This window comes from Escherichia sp. KTE96 (genome assembly GCF_000408525.1).
Classification (GTDB): domain Bacteria; phylum Pseudomonadota; class Gammaproteobacteria; order Enterobacterales; family Enterobacteriaceae; genus Escherichia; species Escherichia marmotae.
On the sequence record NZ_KE137149.1, the window covers coordinates 18,681 to 44,518 of the forward strand.

Consider the following 25,838-nt stretch of genomic DNA (forward strand, 5'->3'; position numbering starts at 1 on the left):
AAGAGCCAGTCATTACAAATACCAGGATTTAGCCTCGCATTCGCGGGGCTTTTTATTGCCATTACAAAAGCCATTCCCTACAGAGTGGCTTTGATAATGGCTTATACCCTACACGGGATAACTTAACTGATATCCCTTTTAACGGATAAACGGAGCCAACAATGGCAGAGATTATTCCCATGACTGAAGAACAGAAATTCCAGTTAGAGATTTACAAACTGGTCATGAACCAGAACGCAGCCGCAGAAGAAGCATTTCAGTTCATTGGCACTGACGAACTGAAGCTTGAGCTATTCAAAATTCACTTCCAATCAGGCGGCGCTAATTCGGATATCACGACCCGCACTATCGAAGCGGTGCGTAAATCGAAGGAAGCGTTAGACCTGTTCACTACCGGAACGTAAACATGGCAACTCAAGGTTTCGACAACCCATCCAAATTCCGCGATGAATGGGATAAGCAAGCAGAAGGGAAATAATCAATATGGCGACTGAGAAAAAGAAAGGTGGTCGCCCCTCTGATTATATGCCGGAGGTGGCTAATGACATTTGCGCATTGCTTTCCTCCGGTGAGAGTCTGCGCAAAGTTTGCGAACGCCCAGGAATGCCGAGCAAAACATCAGTTTTTCGCTGGCTGGCTGAACATCAGGAGTTTCGTGACCAGTACGCGAAGGCAACAGAGACTCGGGCCGACTCTATTTTCGAAGAGATATTCGAAATTGCTGACGACGTAATCCCTGATGCCGCCGAGGTGGCAAAGGCAAGACTTCGCGTTGATACCCGCAAATGGGCGCTGGCCAGAATGAATCCCCGTAAGTATGGAGACAAGGTAACTAATGAGCTTGTCGGCAAAGACGGCGGCGCAATTCAGATTGAAACATCACCGATGAGCACTCTGTTCGGAAAATGACCTCGATTAATCCTATCTTTGAACCGTTCATTGAGGCGCATCGCTACAAAGTCGCCAAAGGCGGTCGAGGTAGCGGTAAATCATGGGCAATTGCGAGGCTGCTTGTTGAAGCGGCGCGTCGGCAGCCAGTGCGTATTCTCTGCGCTCGTGAACTGCAAAACAGTATCAGCGATTCGGTAATCCGGTTGCTTGAAGATACCATCGAGCGTGAAGGGTATTCGGCTGAGTTTGAAATTCAGCGTTCCATGATTCGTCATCTCGGAACGAATGCTGAGTTCATGTTCTACGGCATCAAAAACAACCCGACGAAGATTAAATCGCTCGAAGGCATTGATATCTGCTGGGTGGAAGAAGCGGAAGCGGTAACGAAGGAATCATGGGATATCCTGATACCAACCATCCGCAAGCCGTTTTCCGAAATATGGGTGAGCTTTAACCCGAAGAACATACTCGACGATACCTATCAGCGATTCGTTGTAAATCCTCCCGATGATATTTGCCTGCTGACGGTGAACTACACCGACAACCCGCATTTTCCTGAAGTTCTCCGTCTGGAGATGGAAGAGTGTAAACGCAGAAATCCGACACTGTATCGTCACATCTGGCTTGGTGAGCCAGTAAGCGCAAGTGATATGGCAATCATCAAACGTGAATGGCTTGAAGCCGCAACCGATGCGCACAAGAAACTCGGATGGAAAGCGAAAGGCGCTGTTGTCTCTGCGCATGACCCGTCAGATACAGGGCCAGATGCTAAAGGTTACGCATCGCGTCACGGTTCGGTAGTTAAGCGCATTGCCGAAGGTCTGCTGATGGACATCAACGAGGGTGCTGACTGGGCTACTTCGCTGGCGATTGAAGACGGCGCTGACCATTACCTGTGGGATGGTGATGGCGTCGGTGCGGGCCTACGCAGACAGACAACGGAAGCGTTCTCCGGCAAGAAAATCACCGCCACGATGTTCAAGGGCAGTGAATCGCCATTCGATGAAGATGCGCCGTATCAGGCCGGAGCATGGGCTGATGAAGTCGTACAGGGCGACAACGTTCGCACTATTGGTGATGTATTCCGCAATAAGCGAGCGCAATTCTATTACGCGCTGGCTGACAGGCTGTATCTGACATATCGGGCGGTTGTCCACGGTGAGTATGCAGACCCCGACGACATGCTGAGCTTCGACAAAGAAGCGATAGGCGAGAAGATGCTGGAGAAGCTGTTTGCAGAACTGACGCAGATTCAGCGCAAATTCAATAACAACGGGAAGCTGGAGCTAATGACTAAGGTCGAAATGAAGCAGAAGCTCGGTATTCCATCTCCTAACCTGGCTGATGCGCTGATGATGTGTATGCATTGCCCGGAGTCGGCTGCGCAACCCGACTATTCCAGTTACTCAATTCCTTGTGGTGTAGGTTGATATGGCAGAAAAAAAGATGACTGACTGGCATCGCAAGGTGCTGTGCAACTTTGATAATGCCTGGTCAGCAACGCAGGATATGCGTGAGCAGATTATTGAGGCTCAACGTTTCGTCCGGGTATCCGGCGCACAGTGGGAAGGCAGCACAAACGCTGGTTACTCATTTGATGAAGGAAGGTTTGAGCATTATCCGCGCTTTGAACTGAATAAGATTGCCCGTGAATGTGATCGCATCATTGGCGAGTATCGACAGAATCGCATAAGCGTTAAATTCAGGCCGAAGGACGATAAGGCATCGGAAGCGTTAGCCGAAAAGATGAACGGCAAATTCCGCGCTGACTATCAGGAAACATCCGGTGGCGAAGCGTGTGATAACGCATTTGATGATGCTGTAACGGGCGGATTCGGTTGTTTCCGCATGTGTGCCGATTACGAAGATGAAATGGATCCGAGTAACGAGCAGCGACGCATCAGCCTTCTTCCTGTTTACGACCCAGCGACATGCGTCTTCTTCGATCAGGACAGCAAGCAATATGACCGTTCTGATGCTATGTGGGCTATGGAAATGTTCTCCATGACGCCTAAAGCGTTCGAGGCTGAATACCCTGATTCCATCGCGGCAAGCCTTTCTCGTGATGACACTGGCACTCAATATGACTGGTCAACGCCAGATGCCATCTATGTTGGGCGCTACTACGAAGTTCGCATAGAGAAGGTGAAGCTCACTGCATGGCGCAACCCTGTTAGCGGAGAAACGGCAATCTATGATGAAGATCAAATCAAAGATATTGTCGATGAGCTAACTGATGGTGCATTCGAACTGATTGGTGAGCGGACGGTGAAGAAACGCAGAGTTTATTGCGGTCTTCTGTCTGGCGCTGAATGGCTGGAAGAACCTAAGCGTATTCCGGGCGAACATATTCCTCTCATCCCGGTATATGGGCGTCGTTCATTTGTTGATAATCAGGAGCGAATCGAAGGCCACGCAGCAAAAGCGATGGATGCACAGCGTCTTGAGAACCTGATGGTTTCCATGATTGCAGATAACGCTACTCAGGCTGGCGGTGATGGCATTCCTGTAGTTGATGTTGACATGATTCCTGGTCCTCTCGCCACTCATTGGGCGGAGCGCAACAAAAAGCGCCCGGCGTTCCTGCCGATGGTCAGTCTGAAAAACAAAAACGGAGATATTACTGCGCAGGCTCAGGTCAGCAGTTATACGCCTCCGACACAAATGCCTCCAGCTCTTGCCGGGCTATTGCAGTACACCGGAACGGCTATTCAGCAAATTACAGGTGCGTCGCAGCTTGAGAACATGCCGAGCAACGTCGCCACCGATACCGTTGATAGCATCTTTAACCGGATGGATACGCAGTCCTATATCTACATGGACAACATGGCTAAATCCATGCGTCGCGCTGGCGTTGTGTGGCTTTCTATGGCTCGTGAAGTCTATGGCAGCGATACGCCGATGCGTATCGTTAATGAGGACGGCAGCGATGACGTGGCGCTGATGACTGGTGAAGTGGTTGACCGTCAGACAGGGCAGGTTATCGCGCTTAACGACCTTTCGCAGGGTAACTATGAAGTGACTGTCGATGTTGGTCAGTCGTTCGCTACTCGCCGTGATGCAACGGTTAAGTCGTTACTTTCCATGCTGGCACTTATCCCACCAGGAACGCCGAAGCACGACCTTGTATCGTCGATGATTCTCGACAATATGGACGGTGAAGGGATGGACGACCTTAAAGAATACAACCGCAATCAGTTGCTTCTGTCTGGTGTTATCAAGCCGAGAACACCAGAAGAACAGCAGATGGTTGAGCAGGCGAAACAACAACAGGCCAGTCAGCCAGATCCGGCTATGGTTGCTGCGCAAGGTCAGCTTCTTGCTGGTCAGGCTGAATTGCAGAAAGCGCAGAACGAACAGGCAGCCATTCAGGTTAAAGCATTCCAGGCACAGACTGATGCTCAGGTTGCTGCGGCAAATGTTGTGAAAATCCTCGCATCTGCCGATAGTCAGCAGAAATCTGATATCCGCGAGGCTCTGAAACTGCTCGGACAGTTCCAGCAACAGCAAGGAGACAATGCCCGTGCTGATGCAGAGCTTGTCCTGAAAAGTCAGGCACAGGGCCATGCGCAGCGCATGGACATCAGCAGCATCCTGCAAAAATCAACTCAGCAACAACCACAGCAGTAATTAACCCATAACGTGCAATGGCTGTCTTTATGAGGCCTGGCACCCTATTGCCTTCCGATGGGCTGAACATCGAGTAAACAGGGGTAACAAATGGACCAGATGGCAGAAAACACACCAGAAGTTGAAATCGAAACCGACGCGTCAGAGCAGATTCCTGATGATGTCGAACTGGCTGAAGAAGTCGAAACAGAAGATGGCAGTGAGTCCTCCGGCAATGATGCAGAGGAAGCTACTGAAACTGATGACGACGAATCAGAGCAGGAATTCTACTTTGGTGACGAAAAGCTGGATTCGCCAACCAGCGAAGATGGCGCAGAGCATGGACTGGTAAAACACCTGCGCAAGACGATTAAAGAGAAAGACCGCGAGCTGAAAGAGCTGATGCGTCAGTCTCAGAAACCCGTCGAGCAGCAGCCGGTAATCACTCAACCACCGCGAATGCCAAAACTGGATGATGAGGACATCGGTTTCGATGAAGAAATCTATCAGCAACGCATGGCTAAGTGGGCAGATGATAACGGAAAGTACCAGCAACAGGAGATGGCTCGCAAGCAGAAGGAGCAGGAGCTTCAGGCTGCTTATCAAGAGCGATTATCCAAATATCAGCAACGTGTTAAGGCTCTCAAGGTTCCTGGCTATCAGGAAGCAGAACAGGCCGTACTCGAGGAAATCCCCATCGAGACACAAAACGCGATCCTGTTTGAGTCAGAGAAGCCGGAAATCGTTGTTCTGGCGCTTGGTCGCAACGCTGAACTGCGCAAGCAACTGGCAGAAGCTACCAACCCCGTAGCAATTGGTCGTCTGCTGGAACGTATCGAATCGAAGGCCAGAATCATGCCAAAAGCAAAAACCACGGCAGCCACAACCCCGACAGTTAAGGGGAGCAACGGCGCAGTAATCAATAACCTCGACAAACTGAAAGCCAAGGCGCTGGAAACTGGTGACTGGACGCCGTATTTCGCCGCTAAAAAGGCAAAAAAATAACCTATCGGAGCATTAAGCATGGCTAACCAATTAGCAAAAGACCTTGAAATCATGTTCGAAAACTACGTTGAAGGCTTTGAGGCCGCCTGCGTAGTTTCCCGTAACGCTAAAAAATTCCGTCCCGGTGATACAGCAATGCAGCGAGCAGGTGATGTTCTGTATCGTCCGCAGCATTACCACATGAACATTGAGGAAGGCCTCGACCTCAGCAGCAAAACGCCAACAGCACTGGTTCAGCGCCTTGTTCCTTCTGTGTTCAAGGAGCCGAAAAACATTCTGTACACTCTGGATGCGCGTGAAATGCGTGACCCGGAACATAAAACTGAAGCTGGTCGCGCCGCAGGTATGCGCCTTGCTGCACAGATTGACTCTGACCTGATTTCCATGGTCACGCAGCGTGCTACTAACGTGATCACAATGGCTGACTCAACCACTGGTTCACAGGGCCGTGATTTGTGGAACTGTGCGGCAGGTATTGATGCCACCATGACGGCGATTGGTGTGCCGCAGGGTATCAATCGTCGCTCTTTCTGGAACCCCTTCAACTACAAAGACCTTGCTGGCGAGCTTGGTCACCGTGCCTATGCTCAGGGCGCAACCCTGACAGCATACGAAAAAGCGCAGATCCCTACGGTTGCGTCCTTCGATAGCTACAAGACCGATATTTCTGGTCGTGTTCCGAAGGGTACAGCAACTTCCATTACGCTGGCATCAGCACCTGCGCACAAGGTTGAAGCGAAAGATGCTAACGATATGCCAGTGGATAACCGACAGGGGACCATTACGGTATCTGCTGAAGGTTTGCAGGTTGGCGATGCGTTTACCATCGCAGGGGTGAATTCCGTACACCAGATCACCAAAGATACCACCGGGCAGCCGCAGGTATTCCGCGTTCTGGCAGTTAGCGGAACGACAGTAACTATCTCCCCGAAAATTCTGCCGCCTGACAACGCGGATGTCGCCAGCCGTCCATATGCAAACGTTGATGCTAATGCGGCAAGTAGCGCAGCAATCACCATTCTCAACAAAAATGCCGCACCGGCTAACCTGTTCTGGGCTGATGGTTCTGTTGAACTGATGTACGGCAAACTGGCGTTCCCGACTGGTCAGGGTCCACAGGTAATGACAGCAACCACCGAGCAGGGCGCTACGCTGATCATGTCTTACGCCTTCGACCACATCAAAGGCGTAACCACTGCTCGTTTCACCACTCTGTACGGTTGCTCTGTACTGGTTCCTGAATATACGGGCATCGTTATTGCCGGGCAGTAATTTTGGTGGGGCTTCGGCCCCATTTTTATTGGGAGAAGACAATGGCACGAACAATGCTCTATAAGCCGGGCAACATGATCACCTGTGGTCAGTTTGCTGTCGATTACATCATTGTTGATGACGAAGAAGTTAAATCTCATCTGAAAAAAGGCTGGGTAAAAACTCCTGAAGAAACCGCAACGAAGCAAAAAGTTGCTAAGGCGGAAGAAGATGGCGAAAACGAAGGGTGATCTCGTTCTAAAGGCTTTACGAAAAGCCGGGCTGTATTCCAATGCCACGTTGACAGATGCTGACCCTCAGGCAATTGAAGATGCCATTAATGACCTCGAAGACATGATGGCAGCATGGCAGGCGAAAGGTATCGAGCTTGGGTATCAGTTTGCTGATACAGAAAACGGCATCATGCCGTTACCTGACGATGATTCAGGTATCCCTGCATGGGCAAATGATGGCGTCGCTTTGAAACTCGCTGTGCAAGTGTGCATGGATAACGTCATTCAGCCGTCAGACGCTCTCCTTACCGCTGCTGACAGTGCATATCAGACAATCTGCATTGCTTTAACCAAAATACCACCACTTGAGCGGCGAAATGACATGCCTCGCGGTAGTGGTAACAAAAGCGCGTTTACGTGGAATCGGTTTTACATCGAGAAAGATGATCCGAGTACGTGAGGTGAATAAATGCCGATTCAGCAACTTCCGCTTATGAAAGGTGTCGGTAAAGACTTCCGAAACGCCGACTATATCGACTATCTGCCAGTGAATATGTTGGCTACACCCAAAGAAATCCTGAACAGCAGCGGATATCTTCGCTCATTCCCGGGCATTGCCAAACGCTCTAATGTGAACGGCGTATCGCGCGGCGTCGAGTACAACATGGCGCAGAGTGCTGTTTATCGCGTGTGTGGTGGCAAGCTGTACAAAGGAGAAAATGCAGTCGGTGATGTTGCCGGAAGTGGTCGCGTATCAATGGCGCATGGCCGGACATCACAGGCGGTAGGCGTTAATGGTCAACTTATCGAGTATCGCTATGATGGCACGGTTAAAACCGTCTCAAACTGGCCTACAGACAGCGGATTCACGCAGTATGAGTTAGGTTCAGTCCGCGACATTACACGCTTACGTGGGCGTTATGCGTGGTCAAAAGACGGCACGGATTCATGGTTTATCACTGACCTTGAAGACGAATCGCATCCTGACCGTTACAGTGCACAATATCGTGCCGAGTCTCAGCCTGACGGAATCATCGGCATCGGCACATGGCGAGACTTCATCGTCTGCTTTGGTTCATCGACGATTGAATATTTTTCCCTCACTGGTGCAACCACAGTTGGTGCCGCGTTGTATGTCGCACAGCCATCGCTGATGGTGCAGAAAGGCATTGCCGGAACTTACTGCAAAACGCCGTTTGCTGATTCCTATGCGTTCATCAGCAATCCGGCAACAGGTGCTCCGTCTGTATACATCATCGGCTCCGGTCAGGTATCACCAATCGCCAGCGCGAGCATTGAGAAAATTCTCCGCTCCTACACTGCTGATGAACTGGCTGATGGTGTGATGGAGTCTCTGCGATTTGATGCGCATGAGTTGCTGATTATCCATCTTCCGCGTCATGTTCTTGTTTACGACGCATCTTCAAGCGCCAATGGTCCGCAATGGTGTGTGCTGAAAACAGGCCTGTATGACGATGTGTACCGCGCTATCGACTTCATTTACGAAGGCAATCAGATAACGTGCGGCGATAAGCTGGAATCGGTGACCGGGAAATTGCAATTCGATATCAGCAGCCAGTACGACAAGCAACAGGAACATCTGCTGTTTACTCCGTTGTTCAAAGCGGATAACGCCAGAGTGTTCGACCTTGAGGTTGAATCGTCAACTGGCGTTGCGCAGTACGCCGACAGCCTGTTCATCTCTGCAACCACTGACGGCATAAATTACGGTCGTGAGCAGATGATTGAGCAGAATGAACCGTTCGTTTATGACAAACGTGTTTTGTGGAAGCGAGTAGGGCGCATCAGGAAAAATGTCGGCTTCAAATTGCGCGTTATAACGAAGTCACCTGTCACTCTGTCTGGCTGCCAGATAAGGATTGAGTAATGGCTGATTCGAATCTCAATGAGCCGGTAATCATCCAGGCTACGCGGCTCGACACATCAGTCCTTCCGCGCAATATCTTCTCGCAGTCATATCTGCTGTACGTTATCGCACAGGGCACTGATGTTGGTAACGTGGCTAACAAGGCCAACGAAGCAGGGAAGGGGGCTTATGATGCACAGGTGAAGAATGATGAGCAGGATGTCACCCTTGCAGACCATGAATCCAGAATTGAAGCTGCTGAAGCAACTCTCATCAATCATGAACATAGAATTGCAGCAGCGGAAAGCACTCTTGCAGATCATGAAACAAGGATTACGGCTGCTGAAACAGAGCTGGCTGATCACGAGACACGAATTGCTGCCAATGAATCTGAGTTAGCAAACCATGATGCGCGCATAACTCAGAATAAAACCGATATCGACGCACTTGATACCAGGCTCACAGCGGCAGAAGGAAGTATTTCGACGCTACAAAGCACAGTTGGTGATCACTCAACAAGAATATCTGCGCTTGAGTATGCCACCACGCGCAAGAAATCAGAGGTTGTTTACTCAGGAGTATCTGTAACCATCCCGACAGCGCCGACTAACCTTGTTAGCCTGCTGAAAACGCTCACGCCGTCATCCGGAACGTTGGCACCATTCTTCGACACCGTTAACAACAAGATGGTTGTGTTCAACGAGAACAAAACCTTGTTCTTCAAGCTGTCGATCGTCGGGACGTGGCCCAGCGGAACCGCTAACAGGTCAATGCAGCTAACCTTGTCCGGTTCTGTTCCTGACACGTTGGTTAGCAGTCGTAATGCGGTGACAACAACCGACAACATCCTGTTAGCTACGTTCTTCAGCGTGGATAAAGACGGCTTTCTTGCCACAAATGGCAGCACGTTAACCATTCAGTCGAATGGTGCGTCGTTTACTGCCACAACCATCAAGATAATCGCGGAGCAGTAATGATTCAGTTCAAACCAACGCGAAACATCGACCTGATCGAAGCAGTCGGAAATCACCCTGACATTATTGCCGGAAGCAACAACGGTGATGGATACGACTACAAGCCTGAATGCCGTTACTTTGAGGTGAACGTGCACGGGCAGTTCGGCGGCATTGTTTACTATCAGGAGATTCAGCCGCTGACCCTCGATTGCCACGCCATGTACCTGCCAGAGATTCGCGGCTTCAGCAAGGAAATCGGGCTGGCGTTCTGGCGATACATTCTGACCAACACCACCGTTCAGTGCGTCACATCATTTGCTGCACGCAAATTCCGCCACGGGCAGATGTACTGCGCAATGATTGGCCTTAAGCGTGTAGGAACCATCAAGAAATACTTCAAAGGCGTGGATGACGTGACGTTTTACAGCGCCACACGCGAAGAACTAATCGACTTCCTGAATCACGGGAGATAGCCATGTTATATGCATTTACGCTGGGCAGAAAACTGCGCGGCGAGGAACCTTATTGCCCTGAAAAAGGCGGGAAAGGTGGCAGTTCTGATAAAAGCGCAAAGTATGCCGCAGAAGCTCAGAAGTATGCCGCAGACCTGCAGAATAAGCAGTGGCAGACGATCATGAAAAACCTTGCTCCGTTCACGCCACTCGCTCAGCAGTACGTATCACAATTGCAGAATCTTTCCTCTCTTCATGGGCAAGGTCAGGCACTTAACCAGTATTACAACTCTCAGCAGTACAAAGATCTTGCTGGTCAGGCTCGCTATCAGAGTCTGGCTGCAGCGGAAGCAACAGGTGGATTGGGTTCCACTGCAACCGGTAATCAGTTAGCAACAATCGCACCAACGCTTGGTCAGCAGTGGCTGTCTGGTCAGATGAACAACTACCAGAATCTGGCAAATATTGGTCTTGGCGCACTGCAAGGTCAGGCAAACGCCGGGCAGACATATGCCAACAACATGAGTCAGATTTCGCAGCAAAGTGCGGCTCTTGCCGCTGCTAATGCCAATAAACCATCAGGTCTTCAGACAGCAATTAGCGGCGGAGCTTCAGGGGCTATGACTGGCGCTGCTCTTGGCTCTATTGTTCCCGGACTTGGTACTGGATTAGGAGCGGCAATTGGTGGCGGGCTTGGCCTGCTTGGCTCGTTGTTTTAAGGGGTAATCATGGCTACTTGGCAAGGATCAAATGGCGGATTGTTGGCTGGTATCGGTGGCGTCAACTCAAACGCTCCTAGCGTAAATGACATCGGCAATACGCTTCAGCTTATCAGGCAGAACAATGATTTTGAGCGTTCAGGCGCTAACAATGTTGGGCTGACTGCTTTGCAAGGTCTTTCAGGTATAGCGAGTGTTTTTCAGCAGGAAAAGCAGGCTCAGCGGCAGAAAGAATTTCAGCAGGCATACGCTAATGCTTATGCGTCTGGTGATCGCGGTGCCTTGCGTCAGTTGGCTACTCAATATCCAGACCAGATTGAATCCGTTCGTAAAGGCATGGGATTCATTGATGAAGATCAGCGTAATTCTATCGGCACCTTAGCGGCTGGCGCACGCCTTGCGTCATCGTCTCCAGAAGCAATGCAATCATGGCTGCAAAACAACGCCGGTGAGTTAGCTCGTGTTGGCGTTAATCCTCATGACGTCGCTCAGATGTACCAACAGAACCCGCGGCAGTTCGGCGAATTTGTCGATCACCTAGGGATGAACAGTCTCGGGCCCGAAAAATACTTTGACCTACAGGATAAAATGCAGGGTCGCCAGGTTACCATGCGCGGTCAGGATCTGGATTCGCAAACCGCCGCTCGGAATCAGGCAATCACAATGCGCGGACAAGATATCCAGGCGAATTTAGGTCAGCAGCGCATTAATCTGGACGCAGAAACAAACCGCATTAACAACGAAAATAAGCGCCTTGACCGGATGCTATCAGCAGAAACTAACGACCTGAAGCGCCAGGAAATACAGAGCCGCATAGCAGCCAACAACCAGCAGTTGCAGCAGAAGCAGCAAGCGCTAAATGATGGCTACAAAGACGGCATCAACACCCTCACAACCAGCATGTTCACTCTGAACGATATCGTTAGTTCTCCTTCACTTAAGAGCATTACAGGCTTACGTGGAGTAATCCCCAACGTTCCAGGCTCACAGGCTGCAGACACTCAGGCACGACTTGATACCTTTAAATCACAAGCATACCTGACAGCGGTTCAGGCCATGCGAGGCATGGGCGCACTTTCTGATGCCGAGGGCAAAAAGCTCGACCAGGCTGTTGGTTCGCTGCAGAACTCGCAGAGCGAGGAGTCCTTTCGTCGCAACGCTGGCGTCATTCTGAACACGCTCAACCAGAAGCGTAATGAGGCGGTTGGTAAGTACGTTCAGCAAAACGGCATCAAGCGAGTGGAAGCGCCTCAGGCTTCTATAGATTACCTGAAGCAGCACCCCGAGCTGTCAATCGACTTCATTAATCGCTACGGATATCTTCCATCTTTGGGGCAGTAAATGGCTAATTACCGTGATTTGTTAGAGCAGGCTGGCGCACGTTACGGTGTGCCAGAAGGGTTGATGACTGCACTGGGTGCCAAGGAGTCTTCTTACAACCCTGCCGCAGTAAGCTCCGCCGGGGCTGTAGGGTTGACTCAGGTCATGCCTGGGACATGGCGTGATATGGGTTATACCGATGAGCAAATGCAAAACCCCGAATATCAGGCTGACGCTGGCGCGCGCTATCTGGCAAAGATGTACCAGCAGTTTGGTAACTGGCGTGACGCTCTTCAGGCTTATCACGACGGTCCCGGCAACGTTATGAAGGCAAAGCGTGGCGAATATACGCCAGGACCTGAAGGCCGCGGTTACGTTGATGATCGCTTTGCTCAATGGGCGGGTGACCCGGTGACAGACTCAACAGTCGAACAGCGCGCCACCTCTGCAAAGGTACATCCTCAGCAAGACCCTAACAACCCGTTTGCACAACTGGAAGCACAGTCATCCGAACAAGTATCGGCATCAGGCGTGCAGTCAGACCCAAATAATCCATTTGCTCAGATTGAGCAGCAGGCAGCCAGTCAGCAGCCACCTCAACCCGTAAGTTCTGTCGCACCGAAACCTGTTCAGCAGCAAGGCGGAATAATGTATGACCTTGGTAATGGACTTGCTGAAACCGGGCGCGGCTTACTACAGGCAGGAATCAACGTAGCGAACATACCTGCTGAACTCACTGATGCTGTAACAAGCGCGGCGGCTTGGGCTGGCGGTAAACTCGGTATTGGCGATGGTACATATCAACCAGCACCACGAGTAACAACGCAGGGATTAGAGCAAGACTTTGGACTTAAGCAAGGCGCGCTGACTCCACAAACGACAGAGGGAAGGGTATTTGCTGAAGCATTGCCTTACCTCACTCCTGCTGGCATTGAGAGAGCGGCAACACAGGCACCAACACTTGCTGGTCGAATTGCTCAGGGGGCAACTCGCCTTCTAGCAGAAAACGCAGTTGGATCACTTGCTGCAAATAGTGCGAAAGATGATGCGGAAGCACTCGCCACCGATTTAGGCGTTGGTGTACTTGCTGGCGGTGCTATTAACGCTGCCGGACGTGGATTAGGTGCTGCTTATCGTGGCGTTCGTGGTGCTATCGCGCCAGAAGCGCAGCAAGCTATCAGATTTGCAGAGCGTGAAGGAGTGCCTCTGCACACCACAGACCTGTTACAGCCTACTTCCCGCGTCGGAAAAATGGCGCAAACGACAGCAGAAAATATCCCCCTGGCTGGCACAAGCGGAATGAGAGCAACGCAACAGGAAGCGAGAAGCCAGTTGGTGCAGAGATTTGCTGATAAATTCGGTGAGTATGATCCAGCTGTTGTTATTGACAGCCTTAAAGCGAAAACATCAGGAATTCGTCGTGCTGCAGGGAACCGTCTTGAGCAGGTTCAGAATGCAATGGCGGGAGTCAATATCCAGCCTGCGCGAGCAATTCAGCAGATTGATACTGAGATATCTAATCTGAAGAAGCTTGGTAAGGTTGCTGATAACGAGACAATTTCAAAACTTCAGTCATATCATGATGAGCTTGTTCGCAATGCTGGCCCTGATGGTCCGGTAAATCTGGATTTGAAGCAATTAAGCGACCTGCGCAGTCAGTTCAGAATGGACGTGAAGGGTGAGCGACCAGTGTTACCAAACCGTTCCGATGCTGCCATTCAGCGCGTTTACAAGGCGATGACCGACGATATCAATGGTGCCATTGGTCATAATCTTGGCAACGATACTCTCCGTAAATATCAGCAGGCCAATGCCGTCTACGCTGACGAAGCGGCGAAACTAAAGAATACCAGGCTGAAGAATGTTCTCATGAAAGGCGACCTGACACCGGAAATTGTCAACAACATGCTATTCAGCAAGAACAAATCGGAAATTAAGACGCTGTATAACTCAGTTGGTCGTGTTGGCAGGGCGCAAATGCGCAATGGCATCATTGGAAAGGCGATGGAGAAATCTGGCGGATCCCCTGACCAGTTCCTTCGGCAGCTTAACATCCTGCAAAACCAGACTGGCATCACATTTAAGGGGCAGGATGCTGCTTATCTGAAAGGATTGAAAAATTACCTTCAGTCCACTCAGCAGGCAGCAAAAGCGGCAGTAACAACACCCACAGGGCAGCAAACCATCCCGTTCATTATCGGGTATGGGACGGCAATGAACCCGGCGACAACTGGCGCAGCAGTAAGCTACGGACTTCTTACTCGCGCCTATGAGAGCGAACCATTCAGAAATGCAATGCTCAGAATGGCAAACACCCCACGCGGATCAACAGCCTTTGAGAAAGCAATGCAGCAGGCACAAAAGGCAATTAACGCTCTGACGCAGGGGGCTAAGTCTGATTCGTTGTCAGAATAGCTTTGCAAACACCAGAAATGTGCAAAAACCAAATATATAGAACGCAATATTCAACTGATCTTTTTGCATAGACTCATCTCATAGTTAACAAATCATAACTTACATTAATGCAATGCCGGGCAAGTTGCATCTTGTTCCGCATTGCTACGTCTGGAGAAAATTAAATGACAGACATTACAGCCAATGTTGTAGTGAGTATGCCTTCGCAACTCTTCACTATGGCGCGTTCTTTTAAAGCAGTAGCCAACGGCAAAATTTATATCGGAAAAATTGACACTGACCCGGTAAGTCCAGAAAACCAGATTCAGGTTTATGTAGAGAACGAAGACGGCTCTCATGTTCCTGTTTCGCAGCCAATCATCATTAACGCTGCTGGATATCCGGTATATAACGGGCAGATTGCCAAATTCGTAACTGTTCAAGGCCATTCTATGGCTGTATATGATGCATATGGCACTCAGCAGTTCTATTTCCCTAATGTGCTGAAGTATGACCCGGATCAGCTACGGCAGCAGTTAGAAGACCCGGATGGTGCTAAAAAATATCCCGAATTGCAGATTGCACGATGGCGTGATGACAAAGATGTTCGCGGTTGGGGGGCTATCAGTGATGGAATAACTGACGCTACTGAGGCATTCTCTAACGCAGGCTATAGAATGTTTGTTCCTGATGGCGATTTTGCAGTAAATACTCTCGAAGTTGATGTATCTTCTGCTCGAGGTATTGGGAGGATTGTTGCAGATAATGGCTCTCTTATTTCCGTTTCTCGTCTACTTGAAACTGACAAACTTGCGCAGAGAAAAATGATGGAACCTTTTTTTGGTTTTCAGGGAGAAACAAACACAGAAATTTATCCTAATGCCAGAAATGCGTTACAGGGGATCGCATATTGCCGTGTTAATGGCATTGAAAAACTATTTGTCACACAACGGCCTGTTGGGCCAACCTGGTCGGATAAAGAAAGAGTTCGTATTGTTGAGTTTAATCTTTATGATGATGGAAGGGTAGTAAACCATGTTGCGTATTCTCCAGAATTAAACCTTGGGCACGGATTTGATCTTTCTGCCATGGTGGAGAATGGTCAAGTATATTTATATACATCAAGTGTAACCAATTCAGGTGAAGATGGGGAGTCTGCAGGCAAAGGGTTTAGTAAAATAACTTGGCGAGGGGCAGGAACAACTCAGTCTGACGTAAAAAGTTATAATGTATGGGGGATTACTGGTAGCGGTCACCCATTTCAAGATTACAATCGTGCAGGAATTGCCATTTCTTCTGACGGTCGTCTTTTAATAATGGTTAATACACCAAAGAGTGATGCCGCTAAACGAACTGTATTTATATACGATAAAATATCAATTGATAAACTTGAAGATAAAACATTAGCAAACCCCATGTTTGTTTGGGAAATGAGCGACTCACCTTCTGAAGGCGCTTACTCTGTACAAGGTATTGCGTCTGATGGAAGATATATACATATACTTAAGGGAGGCACTAATGCTTTTGGAAAGCATCATATCTTTACATATGATTTAACAGGTAATTTACTAAGAAAATTAGATATCGATGATGCAAGGTCGCAATATGGGCGCGATGGGTTGCTTAACCATCCAACTCTTGGGAATCCAGCCAGATTCGAGCCGGAAGGTTTAACTATTCGTGGCGAAGAAATAATTATAAGCTGCATAGAAACATGGAGGGCAGGAGCTAATATTGTAAACTGGCGTGGAAGAAGATGGGCTGCATCATCTATTGAGACTTCTGGAATAATTGGTGTTCCTCCATCAAATGGCTCTTATTGGGTGGAAACAACCAAGGATGCAAATTCTGGAGACTGGAGTCCTGATACAGATTATGGATGGGGAAGTAGCTATTCTCTTGAGAAAAAGACAATTTACTCTATACGACCAGCGACTGGTAACAACGATGAGCAGAACCTTAATTCTGGCATAACCAATGCTTCAAGTAATGCAGGTGTAGATGCCGGAGAAAGCGGGCGAAATATATCATTTAGATGGCGCAATGCTTTTAATATTGTTGCATTTAGCGAACGTCTTGGTGAGTACTTCGACGCTATTATGTATGATAATAGCTCAAGACTAAGAATATACGATCAGCAAAACGGTAGTGATAACACTGTTTATGGCTCAATCCAGGCACTATTTACGTCATCATTTAAGGGATTGATTTTAAGGGGGAGGGGGGTATCAGCATCAAATAGTTCCTATATTAGGTTACATTCATCTGATGATCCAAACTACCCAAATTCGATCATTGAAGGAACAAGAACAGATGGAAGTTTTTCCAGGGAAACAGATTCAAACGGCACCACTACATTTGCATCGGACTCAGAGCACGAACCGTTGCGTATCAGAAGGGCTTCAGATGGTTTGTTGTTTGCATACGAGAAAGTAAGAGGTACAACTCTCTTTGGAATTTATAGAGGCTCCGGTTCACCTGAGGGTGTTGTGACCGCACCTCAGGGGTCAATGTACATTGATTATAATGGTGATTGGTATCAAAAAAAAACAGGAACAGGAAATACCGGATGGATACTAAAATAAATATAGTTTTTTCAATTAAAGTGCTAGTGCATTAAGCCATGATAAACAAATAAAATAAACCTCTATTGCTTTATTCTATATAAAAAACCACCTCATAATGAGATGGTTTTTTACTATTCTTATTTTTTAATTAAAGGGTATATGATTGACGCCCACATTAAATACCCATTACCATTTAGATGGACTCCATCATCGCTATACTTAGCTAGTATTTTTCTATCTTTTGCCATGTGCACGTTAAGATCTACGAAACGACAATAATTAGATACAGAGCAATAGTTATTTATTGCATTATTTAATTTTAATATTTTTATGTTGTCATTTAACCTGCTTTCTCTTGACACGTAAAGGGTGGACTGAATGAATACATTAATTCTGTGTTTGTGTAGTTTTTTTATTATATGCTTATAGTCACGAACCACATCATCAACACTTCTTTTTCTTCTGAAATCATTTGTTCCGCCCATAATGAATACATATTTGGGCTTTAATAAAAATATAGAATCAATCCTTCTTTTCATAAATTTAACTTCATCTCCCCCAATGCCCCTATTTGCTACAGATAAACTAGGAAGAAGCTCATTCCACTCTCCTCGCGCGGTTATGCTATCGCCAAGCATAACAATATCCCTTTGCTCCTTTAATAACTCAAACATCGACTCCCTCATGCGATATGGTGGCGTTTTGTTTGTATCAGAAGCAAATGAAAAAAATGGTATAGATAACAAAAACATAAAAATAAACAAATTATCAACAATGTGCTTACTTGTTTGTTTGCTTTTGTTAACTGTTTGACTGATTAATAAGGCAATGTTATGATTTTTGTCGTCATAAAATGTAAGGAAAATCATATGAATAAAGGCCTTTTTCTTCCTTGTGGAGAGTATGATTTTATAGCAAGCCTTGGTAAAAAATGTCAACCAGCAGGAAGGTTAAAGCGATTTGGGTTGAGGACATTTAGTGGACCATTTGATTGGTTTGCCTCTCAAAAACTACCTCAAGTTACAAAAATAATTAATAAGGGGTGCGACCACCTTTTCTTGCCTGAAAATATAAAAATTAATGGCAGATTTAAAAATTGTATTGATATCACAGATACAGCGACTGGATTTCGAAGTATTCACGATATTCTTATTGATGACTATGAAAAACAAGGTATTGAAGTCTGCTTGTTTAATATGATGAAAAAAATAAAGGCGAGAAGAAAAAGATTTATAGAGAAAATCAATGAGTCGGAACGTGTTTTACTCGTTAGATTGAATGCAGAACGAGATGCTGTGTATAAACTGAGAAGTGTTTTGGATAAAAAATTCCCAACAACAAAAATAGATCTTCTTATTTTTAAGGAGCGCAAAGGAGAAGACCTTTGCAATATAGACTTTGATATGCCAGATACTTATGTAGTATCTGGTGATAATGAACCAACCAACGATGAGTGGTTGGGTAGCGATCAAGCTTGGAAGATTATGCTTTCATCTGTAAAGATTAGGACTTATTATAGTTCATAATATTTAAATGTTAGATAGCACTGGCAGTATATAATTTATATAGCCATAAAAAATAACACACAAAGCTTTGCACTGGATTGCAAGGCTTTGTGCTCTTCGATGCTGAGTGGTGGGGCATATATGGGGCAAATCACACCGTTAGATCTACGGAGAACTACGATGCTTGATGTTTCAGTCAACTCTAACCGCCTGTTATCTGGTGTGCTCTTGGGCGATCTGTGTCATTTATGAAATATACATGGTCATATGATGACGATAATGATGTTCTGCAAGCCTACAGCGCTCTCTTACAGCAAGAGGGTTATGTAGTATGTACCTGTAGCAACCCTTCAGAGGCCCTACAATTGCTGCAAAATACCTGGGAAGGCATCGTTGTGTGCGACGTTTGCATGCCAGATATTTCAGGCATTACGCTGCTGGAAAAAATAACGCTGATCGACCCTAATCTTCCTATTCTGATGATCACCGGTCATGGCGATGTTCCTATGGCCGTTGAAGCGGTAAAAAAGGGAGCGTGGGATTTCCTGCAAAAACCGGTCAATCCGGAACAATTTCTATCACTTATCGAAAAAGCACTGGCAGAGCGTGAAGCTTATCTGGAACAAAAAAAATGGCGACACACTCAGTTTAATCGACACTTAATCGGTAACAGCGGCTGGATCCGCCAGACACGCCAACAACTTGAAACACTGGCAGAAACCGATCTTCCCGTCTGTTTTTACGGCGAACCGGGTACAGGGAGAACATTAGCTGCTCATTATCTTCATCAATTTAGTTCTCGCAAAGAAAGACCTTTAATTGAACGCACACTCAGCGCTAATAGTCAGCAACCGTTGGAAGAATGGGTGAAAGAGGCAGAAGGTGGCACGCTGTTATTAAAAGAACTTGAACATTTAACACAAGAAAATCAGCGTCTCTTGATTCAACTCCAGGAACGCCCACAGGATCGATCGTTTCGTCTGATGGTTGTTAATCAAAGCCCTCTGGCTGAACTGGCCGCCGCACAGAAAATCATTCCCGCATTGTATTTTCTTTTTTCACTCACCCACATTGAATGCCCACCACTAAGCCAACGACCGGGGGATATTGAACCTATTTTTCACCATTATCTGACACTCACCTGTAAACGATTAAATCGCCAACAGCCGTTGCTGGGAAAAACGTTTTATAAACGGCTGATGGCGCGTGCCTGGCCGGGTAATATCATTGAATTGGTGAATGCAGCAGAACTGGTTGCAGTAGGTGTTTTAATGCTGGACGATTCGGTCAATTTGCAGATGATGGAGACTGATCCAGCACCGCTGGATGAACGAGTAGAAAGTTATGAAAGACAAATAATTATTGATGCTCTCAACTTCCACCAGGGTCGTATAAACGACGTTGCAGATTACTTTCAGATACCCAGAAAAAAGCTATATTTGCGCATGAAAAAATACGGTATCGATAAAATGGATTTTCGCGATGAAAGGAAAGATAAAAAAACACAAACTCAATGAGTTATGTTGCTGATGAAAGTTTTCAGGCACAAAAAAAGCGCCGTGCGGCGCTTTTTTCGGAAATCCGGTCTTATTTGCTGCCCGGGATGCTGAAACGCTTGTTGAAGCGATCAACACGGCCACCGGTAGCAACATCACGCTGTTTGCCAGTGAAGAACGGGTGGCACTTGCTGCACACGTCGAGGTTCAGGTCATGACCAACGGTGGAGCGGATTTTCATTACGTTACCGCAAGAGCAGCTAGCAGTAATTTCTTCGTATTTCGGGTGAATATCTTTTTTCATGGGAAAACCTCGGTTTAAGGCCGCGTCGCTCTTCCAGCCCTAACGCCAGACACCACGCGATGTTTAAAGTATAGTTTCAATACGATCATTTCGTATCAAAGGCGCCGAATCATACAGAAATTAACCAGCGTATGCAAACTGATCCGCACTCCTCTACGGCAATGTGTATACTGTTCCACCGAATTTCAAGTCAGGATGATGCTATGCCCGTTGCCCACGTTGCCTTGCCCGTTCCGCTCCCTCGTACCTTTGACTATCTGCTGCCTGAAGGCATGACGGTTAAAGCCGGGTGTCGCGTGCGCGTGCCGTTTGGCAAACAGCAAGAACGCATCGGGATTGTGGTGTCGGTTAGCGACGTTAGCGAGTTGCCACTCAACGAACTGAAAGCGGTGGGAGAAGTGCTGGACAGTGAGCCGGTGTTTACTCACTCCGTCTGGCGATTACTGCTATGGGCGGCGGATTACTATCATCATCCGATTGGCGATGTGTTATTTCATGCCTTGCCGATTTTACTGCGCCAGGGGCGACCTGCGGCGAACACGCCAATGTGGTACTGGTTTGCCACCGAGCAGGGTCAGGCGGTGGATATCAACAGCCTGAAACGTTCGCCAAAACAGCAGCAAGCGCTGGCAGCATTGCGGCAAGGGAAAATCTGGCGCGACCAGGTCGCCACTCTCGAATTTAATGATGCCGCACTACAGGCGCTGCGCAAAAAAGGTTTGTGTGAACTGGCAAGCGAAACGCCAGAATTTAGCGACTGGCGAACGGGCTATGCCGTTTCTGGCGAACGTCTGCGGCTGAATACTGAACAAGCCACCGCCGTTGGCGCAATTCATAGCGCGGCCGATTCTTTTTCTGCCTGGCTGCTGGCGGGCGTCACCGGTTCCGGTAAAACGGAAGTCTATTTAAGCGTGCTGGAAAACGTTCTCAGCCAGGGCAAGCAGGCGCTGGTAATGGTGCCGGAAATCGGCCTGACACCGCAAACTATCGCCCGTTTTCGTGAACGATTTAACGCCCCCGTGGAAGTTCTGCATTCTGGTCTGAACGACAGCGAACGCCTTTCGGCGTGGCTGAAAGCGAAAAATGGCGAAGCAGCGATTGTGATTGGTACGCGTTCCGCACTGTTTACGCCATTTAAAAATCTCGGCGTGATTGTCATCGACGAAGAGCATGACAGTTCCTACAAGCAGCAGGAAGGCTGGCGCTATCATGCCCGCGACCTGGCGGTATATCGCGCGCACAGCGAGCAAATCCCGATCATTCTCGGTTCGGCAACGCCTGCACTGGAAACGCTATGCAACGTGCAACAGAAAAAATATCGCCTGCTGCGCCTGACACGTCGGGCGGGTAATGCGCGTCCGGCAATTCAACACGTGCTGGATTTAAAAGGTCAGAAGGTGCAGGCGGGGCTGGCTCCAGCGTTAATCAGTCGTATGCGCCAGCATTTACAGGCCGACAACCAGGTTATTCTCTTTCTTAATCGCCGTGGTTTTGCGCCTGCGCTGCTGTGCCACGACTGCGGCTGGATTGCCGAATGCCCACGTTGCGATCACTACTACACGCTGCATCAGGCACAGCAACATCTGCGCTGCCACCATTGCGATAGCCAGCGCCCGGTGCCGCGCCAGTGTCCGTCCTGCGGCTCTACGCACCTGATGCCGGTGGGGCTGGGCACTGAGCAGCTTGAACAGACGCTTGCGCCGATGTTCCCTGGTGTAGCCATTTCACGTATCGACCGCGACACCACCAGCCGTAAAGGCGCGCTGGAGCAGCAACTGGCGGAAGTGCATCGCGGTGGCGCGAGGATTTTGATTGGTACGCAAATGCTGGCGAAAGGTCACCACTTTCCGGATGTCACGCTTGTGGCGTTACTGGACGTCGATGGCGCGCTATTTTCTGCCGATTTTCGCTCAGCAGAACGTTTTGCCCAGCTTTACACTCAGGTCGCTGGTCGTGCGGGGCGTGCAGGTAAACAGGGTGAGGTGGTGCTGCAAACACACCATCCGGAACATCCTCTGTTGCAAACGTTGCTCTATAAAGGCTACGACGCCTTTGCCGAACAGGCGCTGGCCGAACGGCGAATGATGCAACTGCCACCGTGGACCAGCCATGTGATTGTGCGCGCAGAAGATCATAATAATCAGCACGCACCGCTGTTCCTGCAGCAGTTGCGCAATCTGATCCTCTCCAGTCCGCTGGCGGATGACAAACTGTGGGTTCTCGGCCCGGTTCCGGCACTGGCACCCAAACGAGGCGGTCGCTGGCGCTGGCAGATCTTGTTGCAACACCCTTCCCGCGTGCGCTTGCAGCACATCATTAATGGCACTCTGGCGCTTATCAACACAATACCGGATTCACGAAAAGTGAAATGGGTGCTGGATGTCGATCCCATTGAAGGCTAAACCGCTCACGATGCGAGGCGGATCGAAAAATTAAATATTCATCACACTTTTCATGAAAATTCTGTAACCGTTTTCACGCACTATCTGCTAAAAATGTTGCCGATATGAAGTAAACATGGATGTAGTACGCCTGACGTGCCAGGCGAGGAGTGAGTGTGAAAGCGAAGAAGAAGCAGGAAACTGCCGCAACCATGAAAGACGTTGCCCTGAAAGCAAAAGTCTCTACAGCGACCGTTTCCCGAGCATTGATGAATCCCGATAAAGTCTCCCTGGCCACTCGTAATCGGGTTGAAAAAGCCGCTCGGGAAGTGGGTTATTTACCACAGCCAATGGGACGTAACGTTAAGCGTAATGAGTCCCGTACAGTTCTGGTAATTGTCCCGGATATCTGTGATCCCTTCTTTAGCGAAATTATTCGCGGTATCGAAATTACGGCGGCAAGTCACGGATATCTGGTGCTGATTGGCGACTGCGCACATCAAAATCAGCAGGAAAAAACCTTTATCGATTTAATCATCACCAAGCAAATTGATGGCATGTTGCTGCTGGGTTCAAGGCTGCCGTTTGATGCCAGCATAGAGGAGCAACGTAATCTGCCGCCTATGGTGATGGCGAACGAATTTGCGCCGGAGCTGGAGCTGCCGACGGTTCATATCGACAACCTGACCGCGGCATTCGATGCGGTAAATTACCTGTATGAACAGGGACATAAACGGATTGGCTGTATTGCTGGTCCAGAAGAGATGCCGCTGTGTCACTATCGCCTGCAAGGCTACGTTCAGGCGCTGCGTCGCTGCGGAATTATGGTTGATCCGCAATATATCGCCCGAGGCGATTTCACCTTCGAAGCCGGAAGTAAAGCCATGCAACAGTTGCTCGACCTTCCGCAGCCGCCTACTGCCGTCTTCTGTCATAGCGATGTGATGGCGCTCGGCGCACTTTCACAGGCCAAACGTCAGGGGCTGAAAATCCCTGACGACCTTTCCATCATCGGTTTTGATAACATCGACCTGACGCAATTCTGTGATCCGCCGCTGACAACCATTGCGCAGCCGCGTTACGAAATCGGTCGGGAAGCTATGCTGTTATTGCTTGATCAAATGCAGGGGCAAACGGTCGGCAGTGGCTCACGTTTAATGGACTGCGAGCTTATTATCCGGGGATCGACGCGCACATTGACTTAAAGTAAACCTTTAAGACTTCCGTGACTGGTCAAAGGCCCGCCGCTTAAGTAACATGGCGGGCTGACGAACGAATAAATACAGCGAAACGATAGTGGCACAACGAGATTATGTACGCCGCAGCCAACCGGCACCTTCGCGGCGAAAAAAGAGCACCTCACGGAAAAAGCAACGAAATCTGCCTGCGGTTTCTCCCGCAATGGTCGCTATTGCTGCCGCCGTTCTTGTGACCTTTATCGGTGGTCTGTACTTCATTACGCATCACAAGAAAGAAGAGTCCGAGACGCTGCAAAGCCAGAAAGTGACCGGAAATGGACTACCTCCGAAACCGGAAGAACGCTGGCGTTACATAAAAGAGCTGGAAAGTCGCCAGCCTGGTGTGCGTGCGCCAACAGAACCTTCTGCCGGTGGTGAAGTGAAAACGCCGGAACAACTGACACCGGAACAGCGCCAGCTTCTTGAGCAAATGCAGGCCGATATGCGCCAGCAGCCAACGCAGCTAATTGAAGTTCCGTGGAATGAGCAGACGCCGGAACAGCGCCAGCAAACGCTACAACGCCAGCGTCAGGCGCAGCAGTTAGCAGAACAGCAACGTCTGGCCCAGCAGCCACGTGCGACAGAACAAAGCTGGCAGCAACAGACACGTACTGCGCAAGCCGCGCCAGTACAGTCTCAGCCGCGGCAGTCTAAACCTGCGTCCACTCAGCAACCGTACCAGGATCTGCTGCAAACGCCTGCGCATACTGCTGCACAGCCGAAACCACAGCAGGCTGCGCCCGTTGCTCGTGCCGCAGACGCGCCAAAACCGACGGCAGAGAAAAAAGATGAACGCCGCTGGATGGTACAGTGCGGTTCGTTCAGAGGCGCGGAACAGGCAGAGACGGTGCGTGCTCAACTGGCGTTCGAAGGTTTTGACTCGAAAATTACCACCAACAATGGCTGGAATCGTGTGGTCATTGGCCCGGTGAAAGGCAAAGAAAACGCAGACAACACCCTCAATCGTTTGAAGATGGCGGGTCACACAAACTGTATTCGGCTCGCCACCGGGGGTTGAAACCCTCAAAATCTCCCCCATCTATAATTGCATTATGCCCCGTACTTTTGTACGGGGTTTGTACTCTGTATTCGTAACCAAGGGGTCAGCTCGTGACAACTATAGTAAGCGTACGCCGTAACGGCCATGTGGTCATCGCTGGTGATGGCCAGGCCACGTTGGGCAATACCGTAATGAAAGGCAACGTGAAAAAGGTCCGCCGTCTGTACAACGACAAAGTCATCGCGGGCTTTGCGGGCGGTACTGCGGATGCTTTTACGCTGTTCGAACTGTTTGAACGTAAGCTGGAAATGCATCAGGGCCATCTGGTTAAAGCTGCCGTTGAACTGGCAAAAGACTGGCGTACCGATCGCATGTTGCGCAAACTTGAAGCACTGCTGGCGGTCGCGGACGAAACTGCATCGCTTATCATCACCGGTAACGGTGACGTTGTGCAGCCAGAAAACGATCTTATTGCTATCGGTTCCGGCGGCCCTTACGCCCAGGCGGCGGCGCGCGCGCTGTTAGAAAACACTGAACTTAGCGCCCGTGAAATTGCTGAAAAGGCGTTGGATATTGCAGGCGACATTTGCATCTATACCAACCATTTCCACACCATCGAAGAATTAAGCTACAAAGCGTAAGGATCTCCC

23 protein-coding genes are annotated in these 25,838 nt (G+C 48.9%); 21 read left to right on the forward strand and 2 right to left on the reverse strand.

Annotated elements, in window-relative coordinates; all coding sequences use genetic code 11:
• The first annotated feature begins 161 nt into the window (after positions 1-161).
• The 15 genes from A1WG_RS14120 (at position 162) to A1WG_RS14050 (ending at position 17,282) form a co-directional block, all read left to right on the forward strand.
• A complete protein-coding gene (locus tag A1WG_RS14120) occupies positions 162-404 on the forward strand; it encodes a DUF2560 family protein (RefSeq protein ID WP_016242494.1) in 243 nt (80 codons plus the stop codon).
• A 79-nt stretch (positions 405-483) separates the two neighbouring features.
• A complete protein-coding gene (locus tag A1WG_RS14115; protein WP_000179910.1) occupies positions 484-909 on the forward strand; it encodes a terminase small subunit-like protein in 426 nt (141 codons plus the stop codon).
• Positions 906-2,321 (forward strand): PBSX family phage terminase large subunit, encoded by a 1,416-nt coding sequence (locus tag A1WG_RS14110; RefSeq protein WP_000200766.1) that lies wholly within the window; start codon positions 906-908, stop codon positions 2,319-2,321. Before A1WG_RS14115 ends, A1WG_RS14110 begins: the two co-directional genes overlap by 4 nt.
• 1 nt (position 2,322) lies before the next feature.
• Positions 2,323-4,521, forward strand: coding sequence for a portal protein (locus tag A1WG_RS14105; protein ID WP_000818366.1), 2,199 nt, complete (start codon positions 2,323-2,325; stop codon positions 4,519-4,521).
• Between the two features lie 90 nt (positions 4,522-4,611).
• Positions 4,612-5,505, forward strand: a complete 894-nt coding sequence (locus A1WG_RS14100) for a phage scaffold protein (RefSeq protein WP_016242493.1) — start codon at positions 4,612-4,614, stop codon at positions 5,503-5,505.
• Between the two features lie 18 nt (positions 5,506-5,523).
• Positions 5,524-6,777: a P22 phage major capsid protein family protein gene (locus A1WG_RS14095; protein ID WP_016242492.1), complete on the forward strand. Its 1,254-nt coding sequence runs from the start codon at positions 5,524-5,526 to the stop codon at positions 6,775-6,777.
• Between the two features lie 41 nt (positions 6,778-6,818).
• Positions 6,819-7,007 (forward strand): hypothetical protein, encoded by a 189-nt coding sequence (locus A1WG_RS14090; protein WP_001389518.1) that lies wholly within the window; start codon positions 6,819-6,821, stop codon positions 7,005-7,007.
• Positions 6,988-7,449, forward strand: coding sequence for a packaged DNA stabilization gp4 family protein (locus A1WG_RS14085; RefSeq protein ID WP_001140510.1), 462 nt, complete (start codon positions 6,988-6,990; stop codon positions 7,447-7,449). Before A1WG_RS14090 ends, A1WG_RS14085 begins: the two co-directional genes overlap by 20 nt.
• Before the next feature lie 9 nt (positions 7,450-7,458).
• Positions 7,459-8,877 (forward strand): packaged DNA stabilization protein gp10, encoded by a 1,419-nt coding sequence (locus tag A1WG_RS14080; protein ID WP_016242491.1) that lies wholly within the window; start codon positions 7,459-7,461, stop codon positions 8,875-8,877.
• The gene (locus A1WG_RS14075) at positions 8,877-9,830 is read left to right on the forward strand and encodes a tail needle knob protein (RefSeq protein WP_016242490.1); all 954 of its coding nucleotides are present in this window, start codon (positions 8,877-8,879) and stop codon (positions 9,828-9,830) included. The genes A1WG_RS14080 and A1WG_RS14075 overlap by 1 nt, the downstream gene beginning before the upstream one ends.
• Positions 9,830-10,285 carry a DUF2824 family protein gene (locus A1WG_RS14070; RefSeq protein WP_016242489.1) on the forward strand — a complete coding sequence of 152 codons (456 nt, stop codon included), beginning with the start codon at positions 9,830-9,832 and terminating at the stop codon, positions 10,283-10,285. Before A1WG_RS14075 ends, A1WG_RS14070 begins: the two co-directional genes overlap by 1 nt.
• A gap of 2 nt (positions 10,286-10,287) precedes the next feature.
• Positions 10,288-10,983, forward strand: a complete 696-nt coding sequence (locus tag A1WG_RS14065) for a hypothetical protein (RefSeq protein WP_016242488.1) — start codon at positions 10,288-10,290, stop codon at positions 10,981-10,983.
• A gap of 9 nt (positions 10,984-10,992) precedes the next feature.
• The gene (locus A1WG_RS14060) at positions 10,993-12,324 is read left to right on the forward strand and encodes a phage DNA ejection protein (RefSeq protein WP_016242487.1); all 1,332 of its coding nucleotides are present in this window, start codon (positions 10,993-10,995) and stop codon (positions 12,322-12,324) included.
• Positions 12,325-14,718: a transglycosylase SLT domain-containing protein gene (locus A1WG_RS14055; RefSeq protein ID WP_016242486.1), complete on the forward strand. Its 2,394-nt coding sequence runs from the start codon at positions 12,325-12,327 to the stop codon at positions 14,716-14,718. It abuts the gene before it with no gap.
• A gap of 164 nt (positions 14,719-14,882) precedes the next feature.
• The gene (locus A1WG_RS14050; RefSeq protein WP_016242485.1) at positions 14,883-17,282 is read left to right on the forward strand and encodes a phage head-binding domain-containing protein; all 2,400 of its coding nucleotides are present in this window, start codon (positions 14,883-14,885) and stop codon (positions 17,280-17,282) included.
• A gap of 119 nt (positions 17,283-17,401) precedes the next feature.
• On the opposite strand, the gene A1WG_RS0121645 is transcribed toward A1WG_RS14050, so the two are convergent.
• Entirely contained in the window at positions 17,402-18,133 is a 732-nt protein-coding gene (locus A1WG_RS0121645; protein WP_016242484.1) for a GDSL-type esterase/lipase family protein, read from the reverse strand.
• Here A1WG_RS0121645 and A1WG_RS14045 point away from each other — a divergent pair, their 5' ends adjacent.
• Both A1WG_RS14045 and pgtA read left to right on the forward strand, forming a co-directional pair.
• Positions 18,134-18,790: a DUF1796 family putative cysteine peptidase gene (locus A1WG_RS14045; RefSeq protein WP_016242483.1), complete on the forward strand. Its 657-nt coding sequence runs from the start codon at positions 18,134-18,136 to the stop codon at positions 18,788-18,790. It abuts the gene before it with no gap.
• A 227-nt stretch (positions 18,791-19,017) separates the two neighbouring features.
• Complete coding sequence (gene pgtA / locus A1WG_RS14040) at positions 19,018-20,286, forward strand: two-component system response regulator PgtA (RefSeq protein WP_016242551.1); 1,269 nt, start codon at positions 19,018-19,020, stop codon at positions 20,284-20,286.
• Between the two features lie 70 nt (positions 20,287-20,356).
• Here pgtA and rpmE read toward each other — a convergent pair whose 3' ends face one another.
• Positions 20,357-20,569 carry a 50S ribosomal protein L31 gene (gene rpmE / locus A1WG_RS14035; protein ID WP_000710770.1) on the reverse strand — a complete coding sequence of 71 codons (213 nt, stop codon included), beginning with the start codon at positions 20,567-20,569 and terminating at the stop codon, positions 20,357-20,359.
• 203 nt (positions 20,570-20,772) lie between these two features.
• Between rpmE and priA the strand changes: the two genes are divergently transcribed.
• The 4 genes from priA to hslV all read left to right on the forward strand — a co-directional run bounded on the left by priA (position 20,773) and on the right by hslV (position 25,829).
• Positions 20,773-22,971: a primosomal protein N' gene (priA, locus tag A1WG_RS14030; protein ID WP_001517517.1), complete on the forward strand. Its 2,199-nt coding sequence runs from the start codon at positions 20,773-20,775 to the stop codon at positions 22,969-22,971.
• A gap of 191 nt (positions 22,972-23,162) precedes the next feature.
• Positions 23,163-24,155 carry a DNA-binding transcriptional regulator CytR gene (gene cytR / locus A1WG_RS14025; protein ID WP_194245949.1) on the forward strand — a complete coding sequence of 331 codons (993 nt, stop codon included), beginning with the start codon at positions 23,163-23,165 and terminating at the stop codon, positions 24,153-24,155.
• Between the two features lie 91 nt (positions 24,156-24,246).
• Positions 24,247-25,206 (forward strand): cell division protein FtsN, encoded by a 960-nt coding sequence (gene ftsN / locus A1WG_RS14020; protein WP_000068823.1) that lies wholly within the window; start codon positions 24,247-24,249, stop codon positions 25,204-25,206.
• A 92-nt stretch (positions 25,207-25,298) separates the two neighbouring features.
• Entirely contained in the window at positions 25,299-25,829 is a 531-nt protein-coding gene (gene hslV / locus A1WG_RS14015; protein WP_000208242.1) for an ATP-dependent protease subunit HslV, read from the forward strand.
• Positions 25,830-25,838: the final 9 nt, after the last annotated feature.

Excerpts from the sequence above, each read along its gene's own strand:
- A1WG_RS14110 (WP_000200766.1), top strand. The coding sequence starts at position 906 with ATGACCTCGATTAATCCTATCTTTGAACCGTTCATTGAGGCGCATCGC.
- A1WG_RS0121645 (WP_016242484.1), bottom strand. The coding sequence starts at position 18,133 with ATGATTTTCCTTACATTTTATGACGACAAAAATCATAACATTGCCTTA.
- A1WG_RS14045 (WP_016242483.1), top strand. The coding sequence starts at position 18,134 with ATGAATAAAGGCCTTTTTCTTCCTTGTGGAGAGTATGATTTTATAGCA.
- A1WG_RS14060 (WP_016242487.1), top strand. The coding sequence starts at position 10,993 with ATGGCTACTTGGCAAGGATCAAATGGCGGATTGTTGGCTGGTATCGGT.
- A1WG_RS14065 (WP_016242488.1), top strand. The coding sequence starts at position 10,288 with ATGTTATATGCATTTACGCTGGGCAGAAAACTGCGCGGCGAGGAACCT.
- A1WG_RS14085 (WP_001140510.1), top strand. The coding sequence starts at position 6,988 with ATGGCGAAAACGAAGGGTGATCTCGTTCTAAAGGCTTTACGAAAAGCC.
- A1WG_RS14075 (WP_016242490.1), top strand. The coding sequence starts at position 8,877 with ATGGCTGATTCGAATCTCAATGAGCCGGTAATCATCCAGGCTACGCGG.
- A1WG_RS14050 (WP_016242485.1), top strand. The coding sequence starts at position 14,883 with ATGACAGACATTACAGCCAATGTTGTAGTGAGTATGCCTTCGCAACTC.
- pgtA (WP_016242551.1), top strand. The coding sequence starts at position 19,018 with ATGAAATATACATGGTCATATGATGACGATAATGATGTTCTGCAAGCC.
- A1WG_RS14055 (WP_016242486.1), top strand. The coding sequence starts at position 12,325 with ATGGCTAATTACCGTGATTTGTTAGAGCAGGCTGGCGCACGTTACGGT.
- A1WG_RS14105 (WP_000818366.1), top strand. The coding sequence starts at position 2,323 with ATGGCAGAAAAAAAGATGACTGACTGGCATCGCAAGGTGCTGTGCAAC.
- A1WG_RS14120 (WP_016242494.1), top strand. The coding sequence starts at position 162 with ATGGCAGAGATTATTCCCATGACTGAAGAACAGAAATTCCAGTTAGAG.
- A1WG_RS14070 (WP_016242489.1), top strand. The coding sequence starts at position 9,830 with ATGATTCAGTTCAAACCAACGCGAAACATCGACCTGATCGAAGCAGTC.
- A1WG_RS14095 (WP_016242492.1), top strand. The coding sequence starts at position 5,524 with ATGGCTAACCAATTAGCAAAAGACCTTGAAATCATGTTCGAAAACTAC.
- priA (WP_001517517.1), top strand. The coding sequence starts at position 20,773 with ATGCCCGTTGCCCACGTTGCCTTGCCCGTTCCGCTCCCTCGTACCTTT.
- A1WG_RS14080 (WP_016242491.1), top strand. The coding sequence starts at position 7,459 with ATGCCGATTCAGCAACTTCCGCTTATGAAAGGTGTCGGTAAAGACTTC.
- A1WG_RS14090 (WP_001389518.1), top strand. The coding sequence starts at position 6,819 with ATGGCACGAACAATGCTCTATAAGCCGGGCAACATGATCACCTGTGGT.
- A1WG_RS14115 (WP_000179910.1), top strand. The coding sequence starts at position 484 with ATGGCGACTGAGAAAAAGAAAGGTGGTCGCCCCTCTGATTATATGCCG.
- rpmE (WP_000710770.1), bottom strand. The coding sequence starts at position 20,569 with ATGAAAAAAGATATTCACCCGAAATACGAAGAAATTACTGCTAGCTGC.
- A1WG_RS14100 (WP_016242493.1), top strand. The coding sequence starts at position 4,612 with ATGGACCAGATGGCAGAAAACACACCAGAAGTTGAAATCGAAACCGAC.
- cytR (WP_194245949.1), top strand. The coding sequence starts at position 23,163 with ATGAAAGACGTTGCCCTGAAAGCAAAAGTCTCTACAGCGACCGTTTCC.